The following is a 20351-nucleotide window of genomic DNA, read 5'->3' on the forward strand; positions in this document are numbered from 1 at the left end:
AATTATTTTCACAGAAAAAAGGCCACTCCCTCCATCAAAGAAGGAAATGACCTTTTAAAACAGCACTGTAACTAGGACGCAGCTTTGATCGTATGCTCTTTTTTTACTAGAGAATGCTGCTTGGACCCAAGCAAATTAACAACGACAACACCACTAATGGCTACAACACCACCGATAATAGAAATGAAGCCAGGCAGTTCATGCAGCCAGATCCATGCAATTAAAATCGAAAATACCGGTTCGATATACAAGAGACTTGTAACAGAGCTGGCTTTTCCCGCGCCTGTTGCCAATGCCCATGTGACATAGCCAATCGCTGTTGGAAAAATAGCAATATAAATCACCGAAAAATTAGCTTCCATTGTCGCATGTTGAATATCAGAAATAATTCCCGGGAAGAAAATTACAAACGGCAATGTTCCAGCCCAGGTAAAATAGGCATTTAATTCCATTGATGTATATCTGCTTAAAAGCGGTTTTTGGAAAGCAAATAACATCGATGTTGCAAACGCAGCTATGAGTAATAGAAACACACCTTTCATATTTTGAATGGATGCTTCTGATGTTCCTAATGTAATAATGGCAATCCCGCTAAAACCTAACGCTAATCCAACCCAGCCGAACAATCCCAAGCGTTCCTTTAAAATGAACACGGCGATAAGGGCAGAGAAAATCGGCGTTGAAGCCACAATCATGGCTGCCGTACCAGCGGATACCGTTTGTTGTCCGAACGTAACACAAATATGATAAATACTTATTCCCACCCAGCCAAGAGCAGCGATTTTCAGAATGTCTTGTTTTCGAGGAAGTCGGAATTTAACTCCCGGCCACAAGGCATAAATCGCAAAAAGAGCGGATGCAATTAGATAACGAATGAGTACTAAGTGACCCGGAGAATAGCCTCCGTGTAATCCAGCTTGAATTGCCGGAAAAGACGACCCCCAAATCATGACCGTGATGAATGCCAAGATAAACGCTTTGGTGTTCAATTTTTATCACCTCTAACAAATTACACAACTCTACAAGAGTATCATGGCCGGAAAATAGTTTCAATAACTTGTTTTAGAAATTACATTTTCCCTTCTTGTACACATATAAGCACAAAAAAATCCTCAGCTGGTAGTTACCCAGAAGAGGATGTTTATGGTACCTGACACCATTATTGCTCGGAGGCACTGACAATTTCTTTTAAATATTCCATTACTTCTTTGCGTAATTCATCATTTTGGAGTGCGAAGTCAATGGTTGTTTTAACGAAGCCGATTTTTTCACCGACGTCAAAGCGCTTGCCTTCAAAGTCGTATGCAAAGACGCGTTGAATTTGGTTGAGTGCTTGAATGGCATCTGTCAGCTGGATTTCTCCGCCGGCACCTGTTTGCTGCTTATCAAGGAACATAAAAATCTCAGGTGTAAGGATATAGCGGCCCATGATCGCCAAATCAGACGGGGCAGTTCCCTGTGCTGGTTTTTCGACTAAATTGTTCACCTGGTATCTGCGGTCATTTTGCTGGGCAGGGTCAACAATTCCGTAACGATGTGTTTCTTGCATCGGCACCTTTTGAACCCCAATCACCGATGAATGCGTTTCTTCATATATATTGATTAGCTGTTTTAAGCACGGGGTTTCACTCTGGACAATATCATCGCCTAGTAATACCGCAAACGGCTCGTCCCCAATGAAATTGCGGGCACACCAAACTGCGTGGCCAAGTCCCTTAGGTTCTTTTTGCCGGATATAATGGATATCCGCAAGGTTAGTCGAATAACGAACCTTATCTAATAAATCCGTTTTCCCCTTTTCTAGCAAGTTTTGTTCAAGTTCTGGGGCAAAGTCGAAATGATCCTCAATCGCACGCTTGCCTTTACCGGTTACAATAATAATATCCTCAATTCCAGAAGCAATAGCTTCCTCTACGATATATTGAATCGTTGGCTTATCGACAATAGGCAGCATTTCCTTAGGCATCGCCTTTGTGGCCGGAAGAAATCTTGTCCCTAATCCGGCTGCCGGGATAATCGCTTTTCTAACTTTTTTCATTCAAGTCACCTTACCTTGTTTTCAATAATTATCGCAAATAGGAGATTCCTATCTCAAGTTCCCACTTTATTTTATCATTTTTTCCAAATAAAGCCGACTAATCTTTTAAATATTTCTAGGCTCTTGAACAACTTTTCCCCTTCCGAATAAGAAAGGACACTAATTCATATAGTTATGAATATAGCGGCCTGCCAAATTTACAGTACATGTTGCATGAAAGGAGGGAGTTTATCTTGAAATTTTTTTCTTTTAAAAAGAAAAAGCCAGAAAAGGCGGATAATATAAACTCCCTTTTGCTTACAAAATTAGACCGGTTAATTGAGCTGTTGGAAAAGCAGCAAAAGGATACTGATGGAAAAAATATTCATCTTGAACACGTCCAAATTGACCACCTCGAAAACATCGTCTTTCGCTTGGACAATATCGAAATTGACCAATTGAGCGGGAAGCTATTGATTGGAACAAATATTAGCGCCTCCGAGGAGTTTGCCGAGTCCCTAATTCAAAAGGGTGATAAGGAGAGCTTGAAAAAAGAAGCAATGTCTGAAGAACCGTCCGATGAATCATCTACGGAACCAAAGATAACCAAAACCTCAAAAGGGTATCGGTATCGCAATTAAGCTTTCCAATCAGTTTCTTAAGGTTTATAAAGCTAATAGACCTTAGTTCACTCTGCCTTTTTTACATTTGCAATTTTAATATCTCGATCATCTATAATAGCATCCAGCACATCCTGGTCATTATTTACATTGTAATTACCTAAGGAAATATTTCCGTTTCCATAGATACTTCCCTGGGGTTCATTAATCTTTTCATTGGCATCCATTCCCGTAACATGTCCTTCCCCAATTGATACTAGAGAATTTTGCTGCATCGTATTGACATTGACGCTCTCAAACGTGAGATTTGCTGTTTTTTCCTCCACTTGGTTTTCAAACGACATATGAATATCCCGGTCATCAATCGGAGTGTCAATAAGATCAGGATCATTTAATATCAGGACGTTTTCATAGAGCAGGTTTGACTTTCCGCTGATTCCTCCAATTACATTATTCGCTTTGCCATGGGCGCTCCAGCCAACTGCACTATTTCTCTCCCCAATAAAAATACCTGCTTGCCGGTCCATGGATTGGACATGGATATTCCCTGTAAATTTAAATTCAAACGAATGGGACATTGATCATTACACCACGCTGTGATTTAGTCTTTTATGCAGATTATGTTTTGGGCGGCGTTATTGTGTTAAATACCTATAGAAGATAAAGACGGGGTTTTGTGTCATTCGCCTAGTTTTTGAATAGGATGCTTTAAAAAGAGAAATCACTAGTTTCACAAAATTGGGTACAGATTTAATGATCAAGGGAGATTGATTTGAATGAAGCTTTCGCTCGGAGATATCACCGTTTCAAGTATTGGTAAGTCCTCTGGCATTTTTTTCGGTAAAAAAAATACACTGAAACAATTTGAAAACGAGTCCTTTATTAATGAGATAATCGGCTCGGTGGCAGGCACCGAGAATACGGTAAAACACGGGATTATGATAAAAAATAAGATGAAGAAAGGATGAATCCATCGTGGCCACCCCCATTCTTTCCCCTACTTTTCATATTGGCACCATCAAAATAGGCACCATTGAAAGTGCCTCCTGCTTTAGTATCGGTAATAATTTCATTGAGGATTTTAAAAGCAGTAAAAAGACCAACCAAGGATTGGGTAACATCCACGGCAGCCATAACGATTTTTCCAGCATGAGCGCAGGATTAACAAATTATGAAGATGAGAAAAAGAATGAGTCTGAGAAGCCGCCGGAATAATGAACCCTTTATGGTTGGGGTTTATTTTTTTTTGAATATGCCTGCTGTTTGAATTTTCTAACAAGTTTCTTGAAATCATTAATAGAAATGTTTAATTCTCCAAATATAGATTAAAATCTCTAATAAAAGAAAAAACCATCCTTAAGTAAGGTATGGTAGTTTCTCCTCTATACATTTGCACCAAAGTTCGGTTTGATATCTTGATCAAAGATTACCCCATCAATGCCATCTAAGCTATCTATATTATTACCTATATTGGCAGAAACGATATTAAACAAACCAAATGTACCCCCAAACGCCAAATTGTATTTCCGGTTGGCGTCCATCCCGGTAAGAATCGACTCTCCCACAGTGATTGCCGAGTTTTGCTGCGGTGTATTGACATTCAGTACTCCTAAATTGATTACCGAAGGCACAATGATTCCTCCTCTGCTCTCCCTCTCTGTACATCATTTTATGTTGAACATTTTTTTCGGTGAAACATCACATGCAGGTTCTAAATCAAATGCCTAATTCGCCAACTATCTTTGTCCCGTGGGCTTCAGTTACATTTAACTCACTGGCAATAGCCTTTACATTTTGATCGGTAATTCCGCCTCCAGGAAGAATGATAAGTTTCCCTGTAGCAAAATTAACTAATTCCTTTAACCGCGGCAGGTTGTTTCCAATATTAGTACCAGCCGGCCCGCCATGTGTCAGGATTCGCTGAACACCGTGATTCGCGAGCCATGTAATCGCATCAAACTGTAATTCAGGTTTGATTTCGTCAAACGCCATATGAAAGGTGACGTCGAGCCCTTTGGAAGCTTGCAGCAGTGTGAGCATTGTCTCCTCATCAATCCAGCCGCGTTCATTTAAGGCGCCGAATACCACTCCGTCTGTGCCCAACTGCTTTAGATGTACAATATCCTCCTTCATCATTTCAATTTCTGTTTGATTATAAATAAAATTTCCTCCTCGTGGTCTAACAATGGCCATCACCTTAATATTATTTTTGTGACAGTATTCAATCGTTTTAACGGCAACACCGTGACTGACTGTCGTGCCGCCCACAGCTAAGTTATCACATAACTCCACACGGGAGGCCCCGCGTTCGATTGCTTCTGGAATAATCGTAAAATTTTCTACACATACTTCTTTTATCATGAATAATTCTTCCTTTCGAATATAGATTTGCAAGTTTTCGCTATGACTCTTCCAAAAATAAGAGTCTAACTTCAACTATAAAATTATGGTATATTATCTTAGAATAATCGTTTTGAAAGGAACTTACTATGACACAGGAAAAAACAAGATCCATAGGCCTGCCGCTTATTATTTCAATTATAGCCATTTCATTTTCATCCATCTTTGTGAAATGGTCTGACGCACCAGCATCCATTATGGCGATGTATCGGATGGTATTTGCTAGTTTATTATTAACCCCAATGGTGTGGATTCACCGGCAGGAGCTGCGGAAAATAAATAAAAAAACAGCACTCTTTTTATTTTTCTCCGGCGTGTTTTTAGCACTTCACTTTGTTCTGTGGTTTGGCTCTTTAAAATTCACAACGGTAGCAAGCTCGACGATTATCTTAGCCCTTCAGCCAATTATATCGCTAATCGGCGGATTTTTCCTTTTTAAAGAACGAACCACCAGTTCAGCACTAATGACTATGGGCATCGCCATAATCGGGGCGATGATGATTGGCTGGGGTGACTTCGGTTTAAGTCAGGAAGCAATGTTTGGAGACCTTCTTTCCTTCTTCAGTGTAATCGCCGTGGTTGGTTACCTTTTAATTGGGCAGACCATTGTAAAACAATTATCGCACTGGATTTACAGCTTTTGCGTGTTTTCCTTTGCTTCTATCGTTCTCATTATTTTTAACTTTGCCACAAATGTGACGTTTACTGGTTATCCGGCAAAGGACTGGGGCATTTTCGTGCTGCTCGCTATCGTGCCAACCGTCAGCCATGTAATTAATAATTGGCTCATGAACTATGTAAACGCGACAACTATCTCCATGAGCATTTTAGGAGAACCTGTTGGATCGACCATTCTAGCTTACTTTATTTTAGGCGAACGGCTCACAACCTGGCAAATGGCTGGAGGCGTGATCGTTCTAATCGGTGTATTTCTATTTTTAACACAGAAACAAAAGAAACCGGCGGTGCACGAACCATATCCGATTGAAAAAGCAGCCCCGTAGACTTTAATGGTCTATGGGGATTTTTAATGGGCGGTTGCGGGAGCGGGACGGATTCCGCGGGATTTGAATAGAATTTCGCCGATTTTCCAATTTATTTCGCCGATTTCGAACGGAATTTCGCGGACTTTCCGATTTATTTCGCCAATTCCAAACTGAATTTCGCCGATGTCCATTTATTTCGCCGACTTCTCTGTTTATTTTGCGGAATTCTTAGTTTATTTCGCGGACTTCTTAGTTTATTTCGCGGACTATCCCTAGAATTTCGCGGAAATCTAAAATTATTTCGCGAAACAAAGCTCACTCTACGATTTTTGCAAACTCCTCCAATGTCGTCGAATATTTTACATAAATCCGCGGCAGATAATAGAGTTCGTCTTTGATTCCTTTTTCAGAAAACAGCTCTGGTGTCGTAGTAATGCCGAATTTGTAATATTTCTTCGTTTCCTCCACAACCTTTTTATTAAAATTTCCAAATGGATAGCTAAGGGCCATCACTGGTTTGCCGGAAATCTGTTCAATTTTTGCTTTAGAATCCTTTAGTTCGTGTACGAAGTCGGTTATTTTCGTCAAATCCGGATGTGTTGCAGTATGTGATTGGATGGAAAAATAACCTGATTCCGCGAGTCGTTTTAAATCTGCTGCGGTTAATCGATTGGAGCGGCCGATAAAGTCCGATATGACAAAAAGCGTGCCTGTTGGTTTAAATTGCGGAGTGCTCAATTTTTGAAAAATTTCAAAGACATTTAGGTTATTTTTATAGCCATCATCAAAGGTTAAAAAAATGGGCTTGTTCACTTTTTTACTATCTTCCCATCGTTCAAACGTTAATAATGTAAAGCCTTGATCTCGTAAATACGTCATTTGTTTTTCAAAGTTTTCTGGGGTGACATACAGTTCCTTTGAAGCGCCAGTACCTTTGTATTCATCGATTGAATGATACACCAAAATCGGTATTTTCTGGTGCGCGGAGGCCGGTGACGGGTAGAGCAAATAAAGAAGGCAAAACAATAGTAAGTACTTTTTCATTGGAATCCTCACTTTAAAACTTTTCTCTTTATTATTCCGCCATGTTTTGTAATAATTCCGCGGGTTTTCAAATTTATTCCGCCGATTCCCCTGGTAATTCCGCAGACTTTTTCATTTATTCTGCGGAATTCAGCAATAATTCCGCTCAAGCCCCCGGTGCCTAACCCAATTATATAAAAAAGACTCCTTCGCCATCGAAAGAGTCTCTTAACATCAAATAAACTTAATTTTTTGTCCGGGTTGAATCATTGATAGCAGTGGCAGGTCCTCTGCCACTACCCGCCCAATCACATTCACCCGTTCGTCTGCTGGTAAATCAGTAAAGGTAATCTGTACTTCACCGCGGTAGCGTCCGTAGCGGTCGTTATCCATGGTGACAGACCCTTTGACCCGCGGAATCGTATTTTCCGCTGGAACCTCCTCATTGCTGCGGGTGTCCATCAACCGAAGAACATCGCGGGCGAAATCAGGTCGAAGGCGGAATTCCCCTTTCAACTCACCGTCAATACGAAGAGGAACCACCTGATCCCGGTCGTAATCAATTAACCGTTCAAGCAGATTTTCGCTTACCTCTGGGTCGCCAACATACACATCCGTTACACCCAATCCATATAACTCAAGCGCTGCAGTGAACGGATCCACACCACGATGATTTTCCAACGTTGGCAGTCCTTCAAACAGCGGGCCGCGCTTCTCACCGTCACCAACAATATAGGCGCATACCGGAATACCAAACCGTTTGAATAAGCTATTCTGCGCTACAAAAAAACCTTCATCTAACCCGGTCTCCCGGCGCGGGTAAAAATTATGCCAGGCAATCAGCTGATCTGGCTTAAGCCCGCCGTCTAGAAGCCGCAAAACATCGTCTTCAAACAAGATGCTGGCATTTAAGGCGAGTTTAAACTCTTGCGCCAGACCCAAAATCAGATCATGATCGAAAAAGTCATCGAGCCGCAAGCCTATCACGCCCAACGATTTCAAGGAATATAAGCTCTCAACCCCTAAATGTGCAGGCGTCCGCAGCGAAACATCTGCAAACACTTCAATGCCCGAAGCCTTCGCCGTCTCCAGCAGTTTTTCCGCCCGAGCGGCCAAATTACCGGATTCTTCCGGGATGTGAAGCGAGGTAAACGCCCGCTTCACACCATGCCGGCCGGCAAGAGCAATTCTCTCTTCCGCCAAAGGGTCATTCAAATAAAAGGAAATGCCGATCAATCAAATTCACCAGCCATCTCGTCTTTAAAGCCAAACAGGTACGTAAACACAAAGCCTGCTGCATACGCGATTAACAGTCCGGCGAGATATAATAGAACCTGGCCTGTGACAATAATAAAGGCAAGCGGCAGGCCGGAAACACCTATGGCAACTGTTGCAATATTAAACGCGGCCTGGAACGCACCTCCGACACCTGCTCCAAGGCATGCTGTTAAGAATGGACGGCCAAGTGGCAGAGTTACCCCGAAGATGAGCGGCTCGCCAATTCCTAACATACCAGATGGGAGCGCACCGCCAATCGCATTTTTCAGACGTTTTTTCTTGGTTTTAAAATAAATCGCAAATGCGGCTCCAACCTGACCTGCACCACCCATGGCCAGGATTGGCAGAAGCGGGTCATTGCCGATAGAGTTGATTAACTCTAAGTGAATTGGTGTTAACCCTTGGTGCAAGCCAGTGACAACAAGCGGCAGGAAGGTTGCACCGAGAACAAAACCTGCTACAACTCCGCCCATATCAAGTACGGCAGTTAATCCTTTTGTAATCCCATCTGAAATAAAACCACCAAGCGGCATAAAGACAAGATAAGTTACAATACCGGTAATCAATAAAGCAACCGTTGGGGTAATAATAATATCAAGTGCTTGCGGAACATAGCGTCGTACTCTTTTTTCAACCAAAGCGATAAAAATAGCTGCAAACATGACGCCAATTAAGCCACCACGTCCAGGCAGCAATTCCATGCCAAACAATTTAATACCCGCTGCAGCAGGATTAATGATCAAAATACCAGCCAGCGCGCCGAGTGCAGGTGAGCCGCCAAATTCCTTCGCTGCATTAATACCTACTAAAATACCAAGATAACCAAATAGTCCGCCGCCGATTACTGTGAGGATCATTGCAACTTGCGAATCCGCTGCCAGCCAGCCGGCTTGAATAATGGCCTTTGAAATACCAGTAATTAAACCAGATGCCACTAGTGCCGGGATAAGCGGAATGAAAATACTTGAGATTTTCCGTAAAAACAGCTTGAATGGCGTAGCATTCTTTTTGTTAATTTCAGCCTTGTTTGCCGCTGCCTTTTCATTTAAATCAATCCCGCCCGATGCATCTATTAATTTACCAAACTCTTCGGTCACGCGGTTCACTTTTCCAGGACCGATAATAATTTGTAGTGTTTCTTCCTCTACCAAGCCAAGGACCCCGTCAATTTTCTTTAGTGCCGCCTTGTCAACCAGTGACTCATCGTTTGGCGTGACCCGAAGTCTTGTCATACAATGTGTATAATTGGCAATATTTTTAGCGCCGCCCAATTGCTCAAGGATCTTTTCCGCTAAAACTTTGTTCTCTCCAGCCATTGTTTTCCCCTCTTCTCTGTTGTTTTTTGAAAAAGAACACTTAAAAGGCTTTCGCACCACCTCCTAAAAGCGTCTATTTTCCTTGCTTTAAAAACCGGATGGCCTCTCTAGTTTTATCAATATACTCGACGGTTTGCTCATATTCCGCTGTAGCCATTGATAAAAATAAAATATCTATCATATACAGCTGGGCAAGCCGGGATGAGGTTGCTGCACTTCGAAACGGCGCCTCGCCGGAACCCGCGGTAAACAGCTTGATATCCGCAAGTGACGAAACTGATGACTGACCATATTTCGTTAAACTGATCGTTTTAACACCCTGCTCCTTCGCCAGTGCCATCACTTTAACGACCTCCGACGTCTCCCCGGAGTGGGAAATTCCAAATACTACATCATCTTTTCCGGCATTCGCAATTAATGTCGCAACCAGATGGGCATCCGAGAAAGCGGTTGCACCTTTATGAATCCTTAGCAGCTTTTGCTGCGCATCCAGCGCGATAATATTAGAAGCCCCAATTCCAAAAAAGTGAACATTCTTCGCCCGCAGCAAAGTTTGAACAGCCCGCTCGAGTTCCTCATAATTAATAATTTCCTCAGAATCGCGCAAGCTTTGAATACTATTGCTAGTTGTTTTTTGAACGATAGAGTAAAACGATTCTTCCTGCTCGATATCACGGTAGCCCTGCTCAACCGGTTTGACCAAATCGCTTGCAACTCTCACCTTTAAATCCTGAAACCCATTTAAACCAAGCGATTTGCACAGCCTGATTACGGCTGCCCCGCTTGTATTCGCTTGGATACCAATTTCATTAACAGTACTATTTAGCACTGATTGAGGGGTTTCGAGGATATATTCAGCTATTTTTCGCTCGGAAGTTGGAAGCTGCTCGAGCATATTTTGAATCATTTTTAGACCGCCTGCTGCCATTCACAACATCTCCTTTAGTTTCCAATAAGAATCTTTTCCTTATTTTTCAACATCCTCAATTGCTGTTCTTACATAACCATTGGCATCAGCCAATAACTTTTCGGCCTCTTCTTTAGTTTTACCTGTCTTAATCATAACAATCGCTGTTTTTGCTTGAAGGCCGGACGTTTCAAGCGCCTCTAGGGCTGTTTCATAGGAAACACCGGTGATTTTTTGAATAATGCCGATTGCCCGTTCCTTTAATTTTTCATTGCTGACATGAACATCGACCATTAGATTTTCATAGGCTTTTCCAAGTAAAATCATTGACGAGGTAGAAATCATATTCAGCACCATTTTATGGGCTGTACCCGCCTTTAGCCTGGTGGAACCGGTTAGCACCTCAGGTCCGACAATTACTTCAATACTTTGATCCGCCTCTTTACTGATAGCGGCATCTTTGTTGCATGACAATGCGACCGTTTTTGCCCCGATGCTGCGGGCGTATTTTAACGCCCCGATGACATAGGGTGTCCGGCCGCTCGCGGCAATACCGATGACCGTATCATCATTTGTCAGCCCGATTTGTTTTAAATCCTCTACTCCAAGCTCCGGACTGTCCTCTGCACCTTCAACCGCTTTCAAAAATGCCCCTGCTCCGCCGGCAATCAGTCCTTGCACCATTTCCGTACCGGTACTGAAGGTTGGCGGACATTCGACAGCATCGAGCACGCCTAATCTTCCGCTTGTGCCAGCCCCCATATAAATCAGCCGGCCGCCTCTTTGAAATGATTCAAAAACAAATTTGACTGCTGCCTCTATTTCCGGCAGGACCTCCTTTACAGCCAGCGCCACCTTTTGGTCTTCTTCGTTCATAATTCTTAATATCTCTGTCGGCCCTGCTGTATCAATCTTCATCGACTGTTCGTTTCGTGATTCAGTCGTTAATAGTTCGAGATGTTCTTTCATTTAACGGTATCCTCCTGTTAGTTTTTCCGAGATGTAAACGTTTCCCTGTGTCTTTATTATATTATTTATGAAATTTAATTTCAATATTTTTATTAAAATTATGAAATATTATTTTAAAATATTATGAGAGAAGATGCTGGTGAATTGCCCTTACCATTCCTGCTTCATATTAAATGGCCTTAATCGTTTCAGATTCGATTTAGTTTTCATCGGTAAATAATGTACCATCGAGATCGACAGCCAACAGTTGATACTTCCCTCGTCCTCTCTCCTTTGTTTTTCCATTTTTAAACCGATTATATTTTTTCTAAAGTGAAATATCAAAGAGAGTATTCCCTATTTAACGATTCGTTCCGCTATAATAACCTCATACGATTGGTGTCAGGCACCAAAGGAGGTGCTTAAACATGCTGTTGCATGAGCTTACGGAGAAGATTGTTAGGGAAGTTCGGATAATGATTGATGAAGAAATTATTTTAGGAAAAGACCCGACACGATCCTTGCTGGGACTGGCAATAATCACGCCATCCGTAAACCACCTCAACCGCACGCTAAAATGTCCCATAGAGCCTTTCTATGGGACATTTTAGCTGTTCAACAATTAAATTTGTCTTTTAGAAAACCACAATATTTACCAACCAAACCCATGATGATGGTGCCACGGATGGTGGTATCCGTACCCACCGTAGAATGGAAAGTGGTGATGATGGAAACCGCCGTATCCAAAAGGACCATATCCACCAAAACCGCCATAGCCAAAGCCCATCATCGGATAACCGAAACCGCTGTAAAATGGAGGCATACCGACACCTGCTTTCATTTATTTTTCTATACATCACAGACTATGTCAGTGACCTAATAAATGAGCATTTCTAATCATAAAATGGGCAGGAGCCTTCCTCAAAATGAAAGTCCGTGTATTATTTAAATTATTCCGCTGAATTCTAGCCGAGTTCCTCGCATTTATTTAATAATTCTGTCGTACCCACAAAGAAGTGGTGTCAGCCACTATGTGAAAAATTCACATGGTGCCTGACACCACTGACAATTACCGTTCCTTGATCGCTTCAATAGTTTTAAGGTACATTTTTTCTCGGTTTTCATCTGCTAGGAAGTAAAGACTGATTCGGTCGATTAGATATAGGGTACTCATGTCAAGTCCTGTTAACAGGAAATTGCTGCGCAGCGGATGGACGGTCCATAAAACGGCATCAGCGAGTTCGGTTAAAGGGGTTTCACCAAAAGCAGTAAAGGCAATTAGTTTCGCTCCTTGTGCTTTTCCCTTCCTTGCTGATTGCAGTAAGTCCTTCGTTTGACCGGAACGTGAAAAGGCTACGATTAGATCGCCTTCCCCCAGCAGGGTGCTTCGAATAATCATTAAATGTGGATCTGTAACAGCCTCGGAAACAAGCCCCATCCGGCTTAACCGATAATTTAATTCCTGGGCAGCTAATCCTGAGCTTCCCAACCCATAGATAAAAATTCTTTTGGCCTGTGTTAAATGAGTAATCACTATTTCAAACGGCTTTGGGTCTGTCAGCGATTGTACATCTGCCAGCATTTCTCGATAAGAAGCAACCAGCTTTTGCTCAATGCCATCGCCTTCCTTTACTTCAGAGCCGCCGGCAAGCTTCACCTTCATTTCTACAAAGTTCTGGCAGGATACCTTTTTAGCAAAACGGGTGATGGTACTGACCGACACTCCAGTTGCCTCTGCCAGCTCCTGAATATGACTGCGTGAGGTCTCTTCCGGATTGGACAAAATATAATCAGCGATGTTTTTCTCTTTATCGGATAATGAAGAATATATACTTTGTATCTCATTTAACACAGAAGCCATGAACATTCATCCTTTTTTATGAAACTTACGCCGCTTCCTTTTATCTAGGTAGCTGTTCCGCGAACCGTGCCGTGATTTGCTGGGGTCTCGTTATCGCACCGCCGACTACTACGGAAGAAACACCTAGTTCAAATGCCCTTTTGAGCATTTCCGGAGTCATGATATTCCCTTCTGCAATAACAGGAATGGACACCTGTTCCACGACACTTTTTAAAAAAGCAAAATCATCATCATATAATTTATGACCATCTGTTTCCTTTGTATAGCCATAAAGCGTAGTACCAACGCAATCGAAGCCAATTTTTTCAGCCTGAATAGCTTCTTCCAATGTAGAAATATCAGCCATCAGCTGAACGTTCGGATTTTTACTGCGGGTATAAGAAACTAACTCATCAATTGTTACCCCGCCAGGCCTTTTTCTCATTGTAGCATCCAGCGCAATCATTTCACAGCCGCTTTCTAAAAGCTCATCGATTTCTTGTTTTGTTGCTGTAATGAATACTTCACTGTCATCATAATCTCGCTTCACAATACCGATTACCGGAAGTGATACTTCTTTTTTAATGGCGATGATATCTTCTTTAGAATTAGCCCGAATTCCGGAGGCGCCGCCCTCTTTTGCAGCAAGCGCCATTTTTCCCATAATAAACGAGCTGTGCAGCGGTTCGTGGTCCAGCGCCTGGCACGAAACCACAAGTCCGCCATTAATTGTTTCTAACATCTTATTCACCAACCAATTCTTCTACTTCGTTTTTAATAATGGTAACTTCCGGTCCGTAAATAACTTGAACCCCATTTCCCTTTTTCACGATGCCCCTTGCCCCAGTCTGTTTCAAAACGTCATCGTTTACTTGGTCGACATCATTTACCGTTACACGTAAGCGGGTTGCACAGCAGTCAACATTCTGCAGATTGTCTTTACCGCCAAGACCTTCAACAATAGCTTGAGCACGTTCTGTTTTATTCGTCACATTGACAACAGTTTCACCGGCTTCTTCACGGCCTGGTGTTTTGAAATTGAACTTTTTAATCAAGAACTTAAATGAGAAATAGTAAACGAAGAACCATGGAATACCAATGATTGGAACCATAATCCAGTTTGTTTTTGCATTACCCTGTAAAATACCGAAGAGAATGAAATCAATAAATCCGCCTGAGAACGTTTGACCAATGGTAATTTGGAAAATATGAGCAAGCATGAACGCCAGACCATCCAAGAATGCATGCAGGACATATAACGCTGGCGCTATAAACAAGAATGAAAATTCAATTGGTTCGGTAATCCCTGTTAAGAAAGAAGTAAGCGCTGCTGATGCAAGCAAGCCGGCAACCTTCTTCTTGTTTTCTGGTTTTGCTGTATGGTACATCGCTAAGCAGGCACCGACTAAGCCGAACATCATTGTAATAAAACGACCAGACATAAACCGGGCTGTACCAATATAGAATTTATGTGTATCTGGGTCTGCAAGCTGTGCGAAGAAAATCCGCTGTGTCCCTTCGACAAGCTTTCCATCGATCGTAAGGGCACCGCCAAGGCTGGTTGTCCAGAATGGCATATAGAAAATGTGGTGCAAACCGAATGGTCCAAGCATCCTTAATACAAAGCCGTAAATAAATGTTCCAATATAGCCTGTTGCTTCTACAAGACCGCCCATTTGAAAAATTCCTTTTTGAATAAACGGCCAAACAAAGAATACAATTACCCCTAGAAAAATTGCCGCGAATGAAGCGATAATCGGTACAAATCGTGATCCGCTGAAAAATCCTAAAAACTGTGGCAGCTGCTTTTTGTTATAGCGATTGTGCAGCCAGCTTGTCATGATCCCGACAACTACACCGCCAAAAACGCCCGTTTCAAGTGTGTGAATACCTAATGTTAATCCTTGACCAGCAGCTGCTGGGTTTTCAGTGTTCATGGTCCCAGTAATCGTTAGTAATGCTGAAATCGTAGAGTTCATTACCAGGAATGCTAAGACACCGGCAAGCCCTGCTGTACCTTTGTCAGATTTCGCCAGTCCTACTGAAATACCAACCGCGAATAATAATGCAAGGTTAGCAAATACCACAGATCCGGCACTTGACATAATGGTGAAAATATTTTGAAGCCAAGAAATATCTAAAAATGGATAGGCTTTTACTGTGTTGGGGTTAGACAAAGCACCCCCGATACCGAGTAGTAGACCGGCAGCTGGAAGAACTGCGATCGGTAACATGAACGATTTACCAAACTGTTGCGCTTTCTCGAAGAAACTACTCATCAAACTTACCTCCTGTTTGAAAATTATTTTCATGAGTTAGTATAAAAGAAACCGGTTGTAAAATCAAGAAAGGGTTTGCTCTCTTTTGGCCTTAATTGGGATGTAAATATTGGTAAGGTAAAAAAGTGTCAGACACCATTTCTATGGTTAAAAAAAGAGTAACCATATTTTTATGATTACTCCAAAATTGGATTTTATTTATCTATTTTTTCTGGTGTCAGATACAAGCGCTCCTTTTCTATAAGATTTTTACCTATAATATACCAGCTGTCTTATTTTTTCTAATAACAATAATATTCTTCGCAAGGTTTGTATCAAAACGACAACTTTATCAAACTCTTCTAAAAAAGTATCTTCTGCACGCAAAACTAGTACAAAAAAAAAGGCACCATGAAAGGCACCATAATATTATAGCATTTTTTCAATGACCGCTTTGGCGGTGTATTCCTTGTTTAGAACTGATTCTTTGTATGTTCGTTTAAAGTATTCGGCATATAGCAGATCAAGCAGGTATAGTTGTGCTATTTTTGCCGAGAGGCTGCCGCCTTGCAGTGGCCCTTCGTTTGCACCGCAAAGCAGTGTGATATCGGAGTAATTGGTTAAAGGCGATTTAGCAAATCGTGTAATCGAAATAATCTTTACTCCTCTTTCATTTAGAATCTTTGCGACTTCAATCGTGTCTTTTGTGGAACCTGAATAAGATATAAGTACAGCAACATCTTTCTCGGTCATTAAGGCAGCTGACATGATCTGAAGGTGTGAATCTATCGCACATTCAGATTTATTGGTAATCCTCATAAACTTATTTTTACCTTCCATGGCTGTCATCAAGGATGCACCAACACCAAAAAAGTGAATTCGCTCTGCCTTTATCATACTGTCAATTGCTTTCGAAATATCCTGTTCATTAATAAGATTCAGTGTTTCTGTAAGCGCGCTGACTGTATTCGCAAGAATTTTCGCAGACAACTCGCCAATCGAATCCTGCATCGTAATCTCTCCAGAAAGCTGAGGCGTTTCTTCTTCTTTAGAGATACTATGTGCAAGTGCAATCTTAAATTCCTGATACCCCTTTAAATCCATTGTTTTACAAAATCGAAATACACTAGATTCCCCTATATGACAAGCATCAGCCAAGTCTGTGATCGACATGTAAATCACGTCCTGCATATTTTCGAGGATATAGTCAGCTACTTTTTTTTCTGTATTCGTAAATGCATTGTACCGTGAACGAATAAGCGAAAAAATATCTACTTTTGCCATGAAGCACCCCTCCTACTCCCATTATCTCAAATGCAGAGATACTGCACCAAGAACTCCTGCTTTATTCCCCAGTGAAGCTTTTATTATGTTTACGTCGGAAAAGCTTTCCATAATAAGTTCCTGTACTTTGACAGAAACCATTTCTACAAGCATTTTTTGCTCCATAACCCCACCTCCAACAATAATAGCAGGAGGATTAAAGATATGTATTAAGGAAGTCACGCCCAATGCCACTTCAAATACCCAATCTTCCAGAACTTTTTTCATCCGTGCATCCCCATGATGGATTTTATCAAAAATAACTTTCCCATTCACACATTCTAGATCAATGTCCTTGGCTTTTCTAACCAAGGCGGTTGTCGAAGCATATGTTTCATAACATCCTCTGCCGCCGCAGTTACAAGCGTTTCCTAGCGGATGGGTAATGATATGTCCAAATTCTGCAGCAATTCCATTATATCCCTTGTAGATTTTTGAATCTAGTATAATTGCACCGCCTATGCCTGTACCGTACGTAAGACAGAGAAAATCCTTAAAATCTCTCCCAGCACCGAAATACGCTTCCCCTAAAGCGGCTGCATTCACATCATTTTCCACTTTTACAGGAACCTTAAATTTATCCTCCAAAATATCCTTTAACCGTGTTCCTGAATAATCCGGAATATTCTCATTTGCGTAAATGATATAGCCTTCTTCACTATTTACCTGCCCTGCAGTACTAATCCCGATCGCGTCATAACCATCAAACTCAGATAGGATTTGAATGAGCTTTTCAACTACATACGGGCCGCCTTTTTTGCTTTCCGTATCATATTCTTTAAAAATCTCGAGATTTCCTTTTTCATCGGAGATACCTAACTTAATAGATGTTCCCCCAATATCAGCTGCTAACACTTTCACATGAATCACCCTTTACAATTATATCCACAGACAGATAAATCCCACGAGAACTCTCGAGGGATTTATCTGTGATTTAGCGGATCGCTTCAATAAATTTTTTTGTAATTTCCATTGGTCTCGTAATCGCACTTCCAACCACCGCTGAATGAATGCCTTTATCAAATGCAGCCTTAAGCTGTTCAGGTGACCAAATACCACCCTCAGCAATAATTGGAACAGAAATATCCTTTACCAATCGTTCCATCATGTCAAGATCCGGCAAATGCTTCCCTTTTGTATAGTCGGTGTATCCACTTAAGGTTGTACCGATACAATCGAATCCTAATTGATGAGCTTGAATTCCTTCTTCATAGGTGGAACAATCTGCCATAAAGAGCTGATTCGGATACTTTTCCCTAATAATCGGAAAAACTTCACTAATGGTCTTGCCATCTGGTCGAATTCTGCTCGTCCCATCAATGGCAATGATATCGACTCCTTCTTGACAAAGAAGGTCAATTTCTTCGAGGGTTGGCGTAATGAAGACATCACAGCCTTCATAATCACGTTTGATAATACCAATAATCGGCAAATCAACGGTTTTCTTAATTTCCTTAATATCCTCCACGCTATTCGCACGAATTCCACTCGCACCGCCGAGCATAGCTGCATACGCCATTCTTCCCATAATATATGAGCTATGCAGTGGCTCCTCTGGAAGTGCTTGACAAGATACTACCAGATTTCCTTTAATTTTATCAAATACATTCATCTAAGATACATCTCCAAACTGATGTTTATTATCCCTTTTCAGCACCAATGGACAGACCTTTTGTAAAATACTTCTGGAAAAAGATAAAAATTAACAGCATTGGAACAGCAGCAACCGTTGCTCCAGCCATCTTATAAGCAAAGTTTGGATTTAAATCCTGCATTAATGAAGCAATCCCTACCATTAATGTTTTAGTGTTTTCTTCTTGGCCGACAACCAGCTGCCAGAGATAGTCATTCCAAACTTGAACAAAGTTCAGAATAAATAAGGCACCAATTCCCGGTTTGACAATCGGCAGAATTATTTTATAGAAGGTATAAAACTCACCAGCTCCATCAATTCTAGCCGCTTCTCTTAATGAATCAGGTATGGTATCAAAGAATCCTTTTAACAGGAACACACCAAAAGCGGTAGCGACGTTTGGCCAAATCATACCATTAAGGGTGTTTACCATACCTAGATTTTGAATAATCCTAAATAAAGGAACAATCATAACTTCTTTTGGAACCATCAGACTAGAGATAAAAATGATATAGATAACATTTTTACCTTTAAACTTCAGTTTAGAAAAAGCATAAGCTGCCAGCGAGCTGACGATAATTACGGCGATGGTTGTTACGAGAGATACATAAATACTATTAAATGTCCATCTTAAAGCCGGCTGATTTTGGAATACATCTACATAGTTACTAAAGGTAAGGGTTTTCGGAAACCAATCTGGCGGCATTTTTAATACATCAGAGCTATTTTTTAATGAACTGGTAAAAAGCCAATAAAGAGGGAACAGATTTAAGATCGCAAAGAAAATGATGATCACATTTGCTATTACGTCCACCGGTTCTCTTTTTTTCTTATTTTGATTATTAAGCATTCTCTTTCACCTCTAATTCTTCTTAAACATTGACCTTAACTGTGGGAAAGATAAAACTAATGTTATCAGGAACATAATGACACCAACAGCAGAAGCAACACCAAGCTGATTATACTTAAAGGCATTATTATATAAGAAATACATTAGAGTGGTGGAGGCGTTGTTTGGTCCACCGCCTGTTAACAACTGAATAACGACGAATATTTTTAGTACGGCAATAATATTCATAATGATGATATAAACTGTTGTAGGCTTTACCATTGGAATTAAGATTTTGAAGATGATTGTTAATTTGTTTGCACCATCAACCTCAGCTGCTTCAAATAAATCCTTTGGAACACCAATCATAGAAGCAATATATAGAATGATCGCCTGTCCGACGTTTGTTGCAAATGTAATAAAGATAATAACAGGTAAAACCGTTTTTGGATTCCCTAAAAAATTAACAGATGATAATTCCATTTGTTTTGCAACATATGGAATGAGTCCATTTGCAGGATTTAGCAAAAAGCTCCATACCATACTCATAACAACCATCGAAACCATAACAGGAATATAATAGCTTCCTCTAATAAACGAAACATATTTTGCATTTTTATCAAAAACAGCTGCGGAGACAAAAAGTGCAAAAATAACCGTTAAAGCTACAATGAAAACAACGAATAAGACTGTGTTAAGCGTAGATTTGATAAATACGGGGTCTTGAAATAATTGTTGATAGTTTTCAAAGCCAACAAAAACTTGATTGGTATAATTAATTCTATATAAGCTTAACCTTATCCCCTCAATAATGGGATAAACAAGAAATATGAGAAACAGCAGCAACTGAGGGGCTATAAATAAATATCCCGTCAAATTCTCTTTTAAAACATGCCTATTCATTTTCATAGGAGTCATTACCTCTCTAAAACTTAAGCCCCGAATTTGGGGCTCAAGTTCTTAATATTTTCAC

At 41.0% G+C, this 20351-nt stretch carries 24 protein-coding genes; 4 read left to right on the plus strand and 20 right to left on the minus strand.

Annotated elements, in window-relative coordinates:
- Positions 1-71: 71 nt before the first annotated feature.
- Together IE222_RS06405 and galU are read right to left on the minus strand one after the other, a co-directional pair.
- On the minus strand, positions 72-989 hold the full coding sequence (locus IE222_RS06405) for a DMT family transporter (protein ID WP_191270906.1): 918 nt from the start codon (positions 987-989) through the stop codon (positions 72-74).
- Positions 990-1159: 170 nt separating this feature from the next.
- Positions 1160-2038 carry a UTP--glucose-1-phosphate uridylyltransferase GalU gene (gene galU / locus IE222_RS06410; RefSeq protein ID WP_191270908.1) on the minus strand — a complete coding sequence of 293 codons (879 nt, stop codon included), beginning with the start codon at positions 2036-2038 and terminating at the stop codon, positions 1160-1162.
- Between the two features lie 233 nt (positions 2039-2271).
- Between galU and IE222_RS06415 the strand changes: the two genes are divergently transcribed.
- A complete protein-coding gene (locus IE222_RS06415) occupies positions 2272-2658 on the plus strand; it encodes a hypothetical protein (protein WP_191270910.1) in 387 nt (128 codons plus the stop codon).
- A gap of 47 nt (positions 2659-2705) precedes the next feature.
- On the opposite strand, the gene IE222_RS06420 is transcribed toward IE222_RS06415, so the two are convergent.
- Positions 2706-3215, minus strand: coding sequence for a hypothetical protein (locus tag IE222_RS06420; RefSeq protein WP_191270911.1), 510 nt, complete (start codon positions 3213-3215; stop codon positions 2706-2708).
- 198 nt (positions 3216-3413) lie between these two features.
- On the opposite strand from IE222_RS06420, the gene IE222_RS06425 reads away from it, so the two are divergent.
- Complete coding sequence (locus IE222_RS06425) at positions 3414-3605, plus strand: hypothetical protein (RefSeq protein ID WP_191270913.1); 192 nt, start codon at positions 3414-3416, stop codon at positions 3603-3605.
- 7 nt (positions 3606-3612) lie between these two features.
- A complete protein-coding gene (locus IE222_RS06430) occupies positions 3613-3852 on the plus strand; it encodes a hypothetical protein (RefSeq protein ID WP_191270915.1) in 240 nt (79 codons plus the stop codon).
- A 167-nt stretch (positions 3853-4019) separates the two neighbouring features.
- Here IE222_RS06430 and IE222_RS06435 read toward each other — a convergent pair whose 3' ends face one another.
- Entirely contained in the window at positions 4020-4268 is a 249-nt protein-coding gene (locus IE222_RS06435) for a hypothetical protein (protein ID WP_191270916.1), read from the minus strand.
- Between the two features lie 85 nt (positions 4269-4353).
- The gene (locus IE222_RS06440; protein ID WP_191270918.1) at positions 4354-4998 is read right to left on the minus strand and encodes a copper homeostasis protein CutC; all 645 of its coding nucleotides are present in this window, start codon (positions 4996-4998) and stop codon (positions 4354-4356) included.
- Positions 4999-5126: 128 nt separating this feature from the next.
- Between IE222_RS06440 and IE222_RS06445 the strand changes: the two genes are divergently transcribed.
- Positions 5127-6041 (plus strand): DMT family transporter, encoded by a 915-nt coding sequence (locus IE222_RS06445; protein WP_191270920.1) that lies wholly within the window; start codon positions 5127-5129, stop codon positions 6039-6041.
- A 23-nt stretch (positions 6042-6064) separates the two neighbouring features.
- On the opposite strand, the gene IE222_RS06450 is transcribed toward IE222_RS06445, so the two are convergent.
- From IE222_RS06450 to IE222_RS06525, 15 genes are all read right to left on the minus strand, one after another.
- Entirely contained in the window at positions 6065-6214 is a 150-nt protein-coding gene (locus IE222_RS06450) for a hypothetical protein (RefSeq protein WP_191270922.1), read from the minus strand.
- A gap of 124 nt (positions 6215-6338) precedes the next feature.
- On the minus strand, positions 6339-7067 hold the full coding sequence (locus IE222_RS06455; protein WP_191270924.1) for a polysaccharide deacetylase family protein: 729 nt from the start codon (positions 7065-7067) through the stop codon (positions 6339-6341).
- A 213-nt stretch (positions 7068-7280) separates the two neighbouring features.
- Positions 7281-8282, minus strand: coding sequence for a MupG family TIM beta-alpha barrel fold protein (locus tag IE222_RS06465; protein ID WP_191270927.1), 1002 nt, complete (start codon positions 8280-8282; stop codon positions 7281-7283).
- A complete protein-coding gene (locus tag IE222_RS06470) occupies positions 8279-9640 on the minus strand; it encodes a PTS transporter subunit EIIC (RefSeq protein ID WP_191270929.1) in 1362 nt (453 codons plus the stop codon). The genes IE222_RS06465 and IE222_RS06470 overlap by 4 nt, the downstream gene beginning before the upstream one ends.
- A 73-nt stretch (positions 9641-9713) precedes the next feature.
- Positions 9714-10568 (minus strand): MurR/RpiR family transcriptional regulator, encoded by an 855-nt coding sequence (locus IE222_RS06475; protein ID WP_191270930.1) that lies wholly within the window; start codon positions 10566-10568, stop codon positions 9714-9716.
- Positions 10569-10607: 39 nt separating this feature from the next.
- Entirely contained in the window at positions 10608-11516 is a 909-nt protein-coding gene (murQ, locus tag IE222_RS06480) for an N-acetylmuramic acid 6-phosphate etherase (RefSeq protein ID WP_191270932.1), read from the minus strand.
- A gap of 631 nt (positions 11517-12147) precedes the next feature.
- Positions 12148-12318, minus strand: coding sequence for a hypothetical protein (locus IE222_RS06485; RefSeq protein ID WP_223282598.1), 171 nt, complete (start codon positions 12316-12318; stop codon positions 12148-12150).
- Between the two features lie 246 nt (positions 12319-12564).
- Positions 12565-13356, minus strand: coding sequence for a MurR/RpiR family transcriptional regulator (locus tag IE222_RS06490; protein WP_191270936.1), 792 nt, complete (start codon positions 13354-13356; stop codon positions 12565-12567).
- Positions 13357-13396: 40 nt separating this feature from the next.
- The gene (locus tag IE222_RS06495) at positions 13397-14077 is read right to left on the minus strand and encodes an N-acetylmannosamine-6-phosphate 2-epimerase (protein WP_191271255.1); all 681 of its coding nucleotides are present in this window, start codon (positions 14075-14077) and stop codon (positions 13397-13399) included.
- Between the two features lies 1 nt (position 14078).
- Entirely contained in the window at positions 14079-15614 is a 1536-nt protein-coding gene (gene ptsG, locus IE222_RS06500) for a glucose-specific PTS transporter subunit IIBC (protein WP_191270938.1), read from the minus strand.
- 408 nt (positions 15615-16022) lie between these two features.
- The gene (locus tag IE222_RS06505; RefSeq protein WP_191270940.1) at positions 16023-16877 is read right to left on the minus strand and encodes a MurR/RpiR family transcriptional regulator; all 855 of its coding nucleotides are present in this window, start codon (positions 16875-16877) and stop codon (positions 16023-16025) included.
- Between the two features lie 21 nt (positions 16878-16898).
- On the minus strand, positions 16899-17777 hold the full coding sequence (locus IE222_RS06510; RefSeq protein WP_191270942.1) for an ROK family protein: 879 nt from the start codon (positions 17775-17777) through the stop codon (positions 16899-16901).
- A gap of 73 nt (positions 17778-17850) precedes the next feature.
- Positions 17851-18528 (minus strand): N-acetylmannosamine-6-phosphate 2-epimerase, encoded by a 678-nt coding sequence (locus tag IE222_RS06515; protein WP_191270943.1) that lies wholly within the window; start codon positions 18526-18528, stop codon positions 17851-17853.
- A gap of 28 nt (positions 18529-18556) precedes the next feature.
- Positions 18557-19399 carry a carbohydrate ABC transporter permease gene (locus IE222_RS06520; protein ID WP_191270945.1) on the minus strand — a complete coding sequence of 281 codons (843 nt, stop codon included), beginning with the start codon at positions 19397-19399 and terminating at the stop codon, positions 18557-18559.
- A 12-nt stretch (positions 19400-19411) separates the two neighbouring features.
- Positions 19412-20287: a carbohydrate ABC transporter permease gene (locus IE222_RS06525; protein ID WP_223282599.1), complete on the minus strand. Its 876-nt coding sequence runs from the start codon at positions 20285-20287 to the stop codon at positions 19412-19414.
- Positions 20288-20351 lie beyond the last annotated feature (64 nt).

This window comes from Neobacillus kokaensis (assembly GCF_014656545.1).
In the GTDB taxonomy this organism is placed as follows: Bacteria; Bacillota; Bacilli; order Bacillales; family Cytobacillaceae; genus Neobacillus; species Neobacillus kokaensis.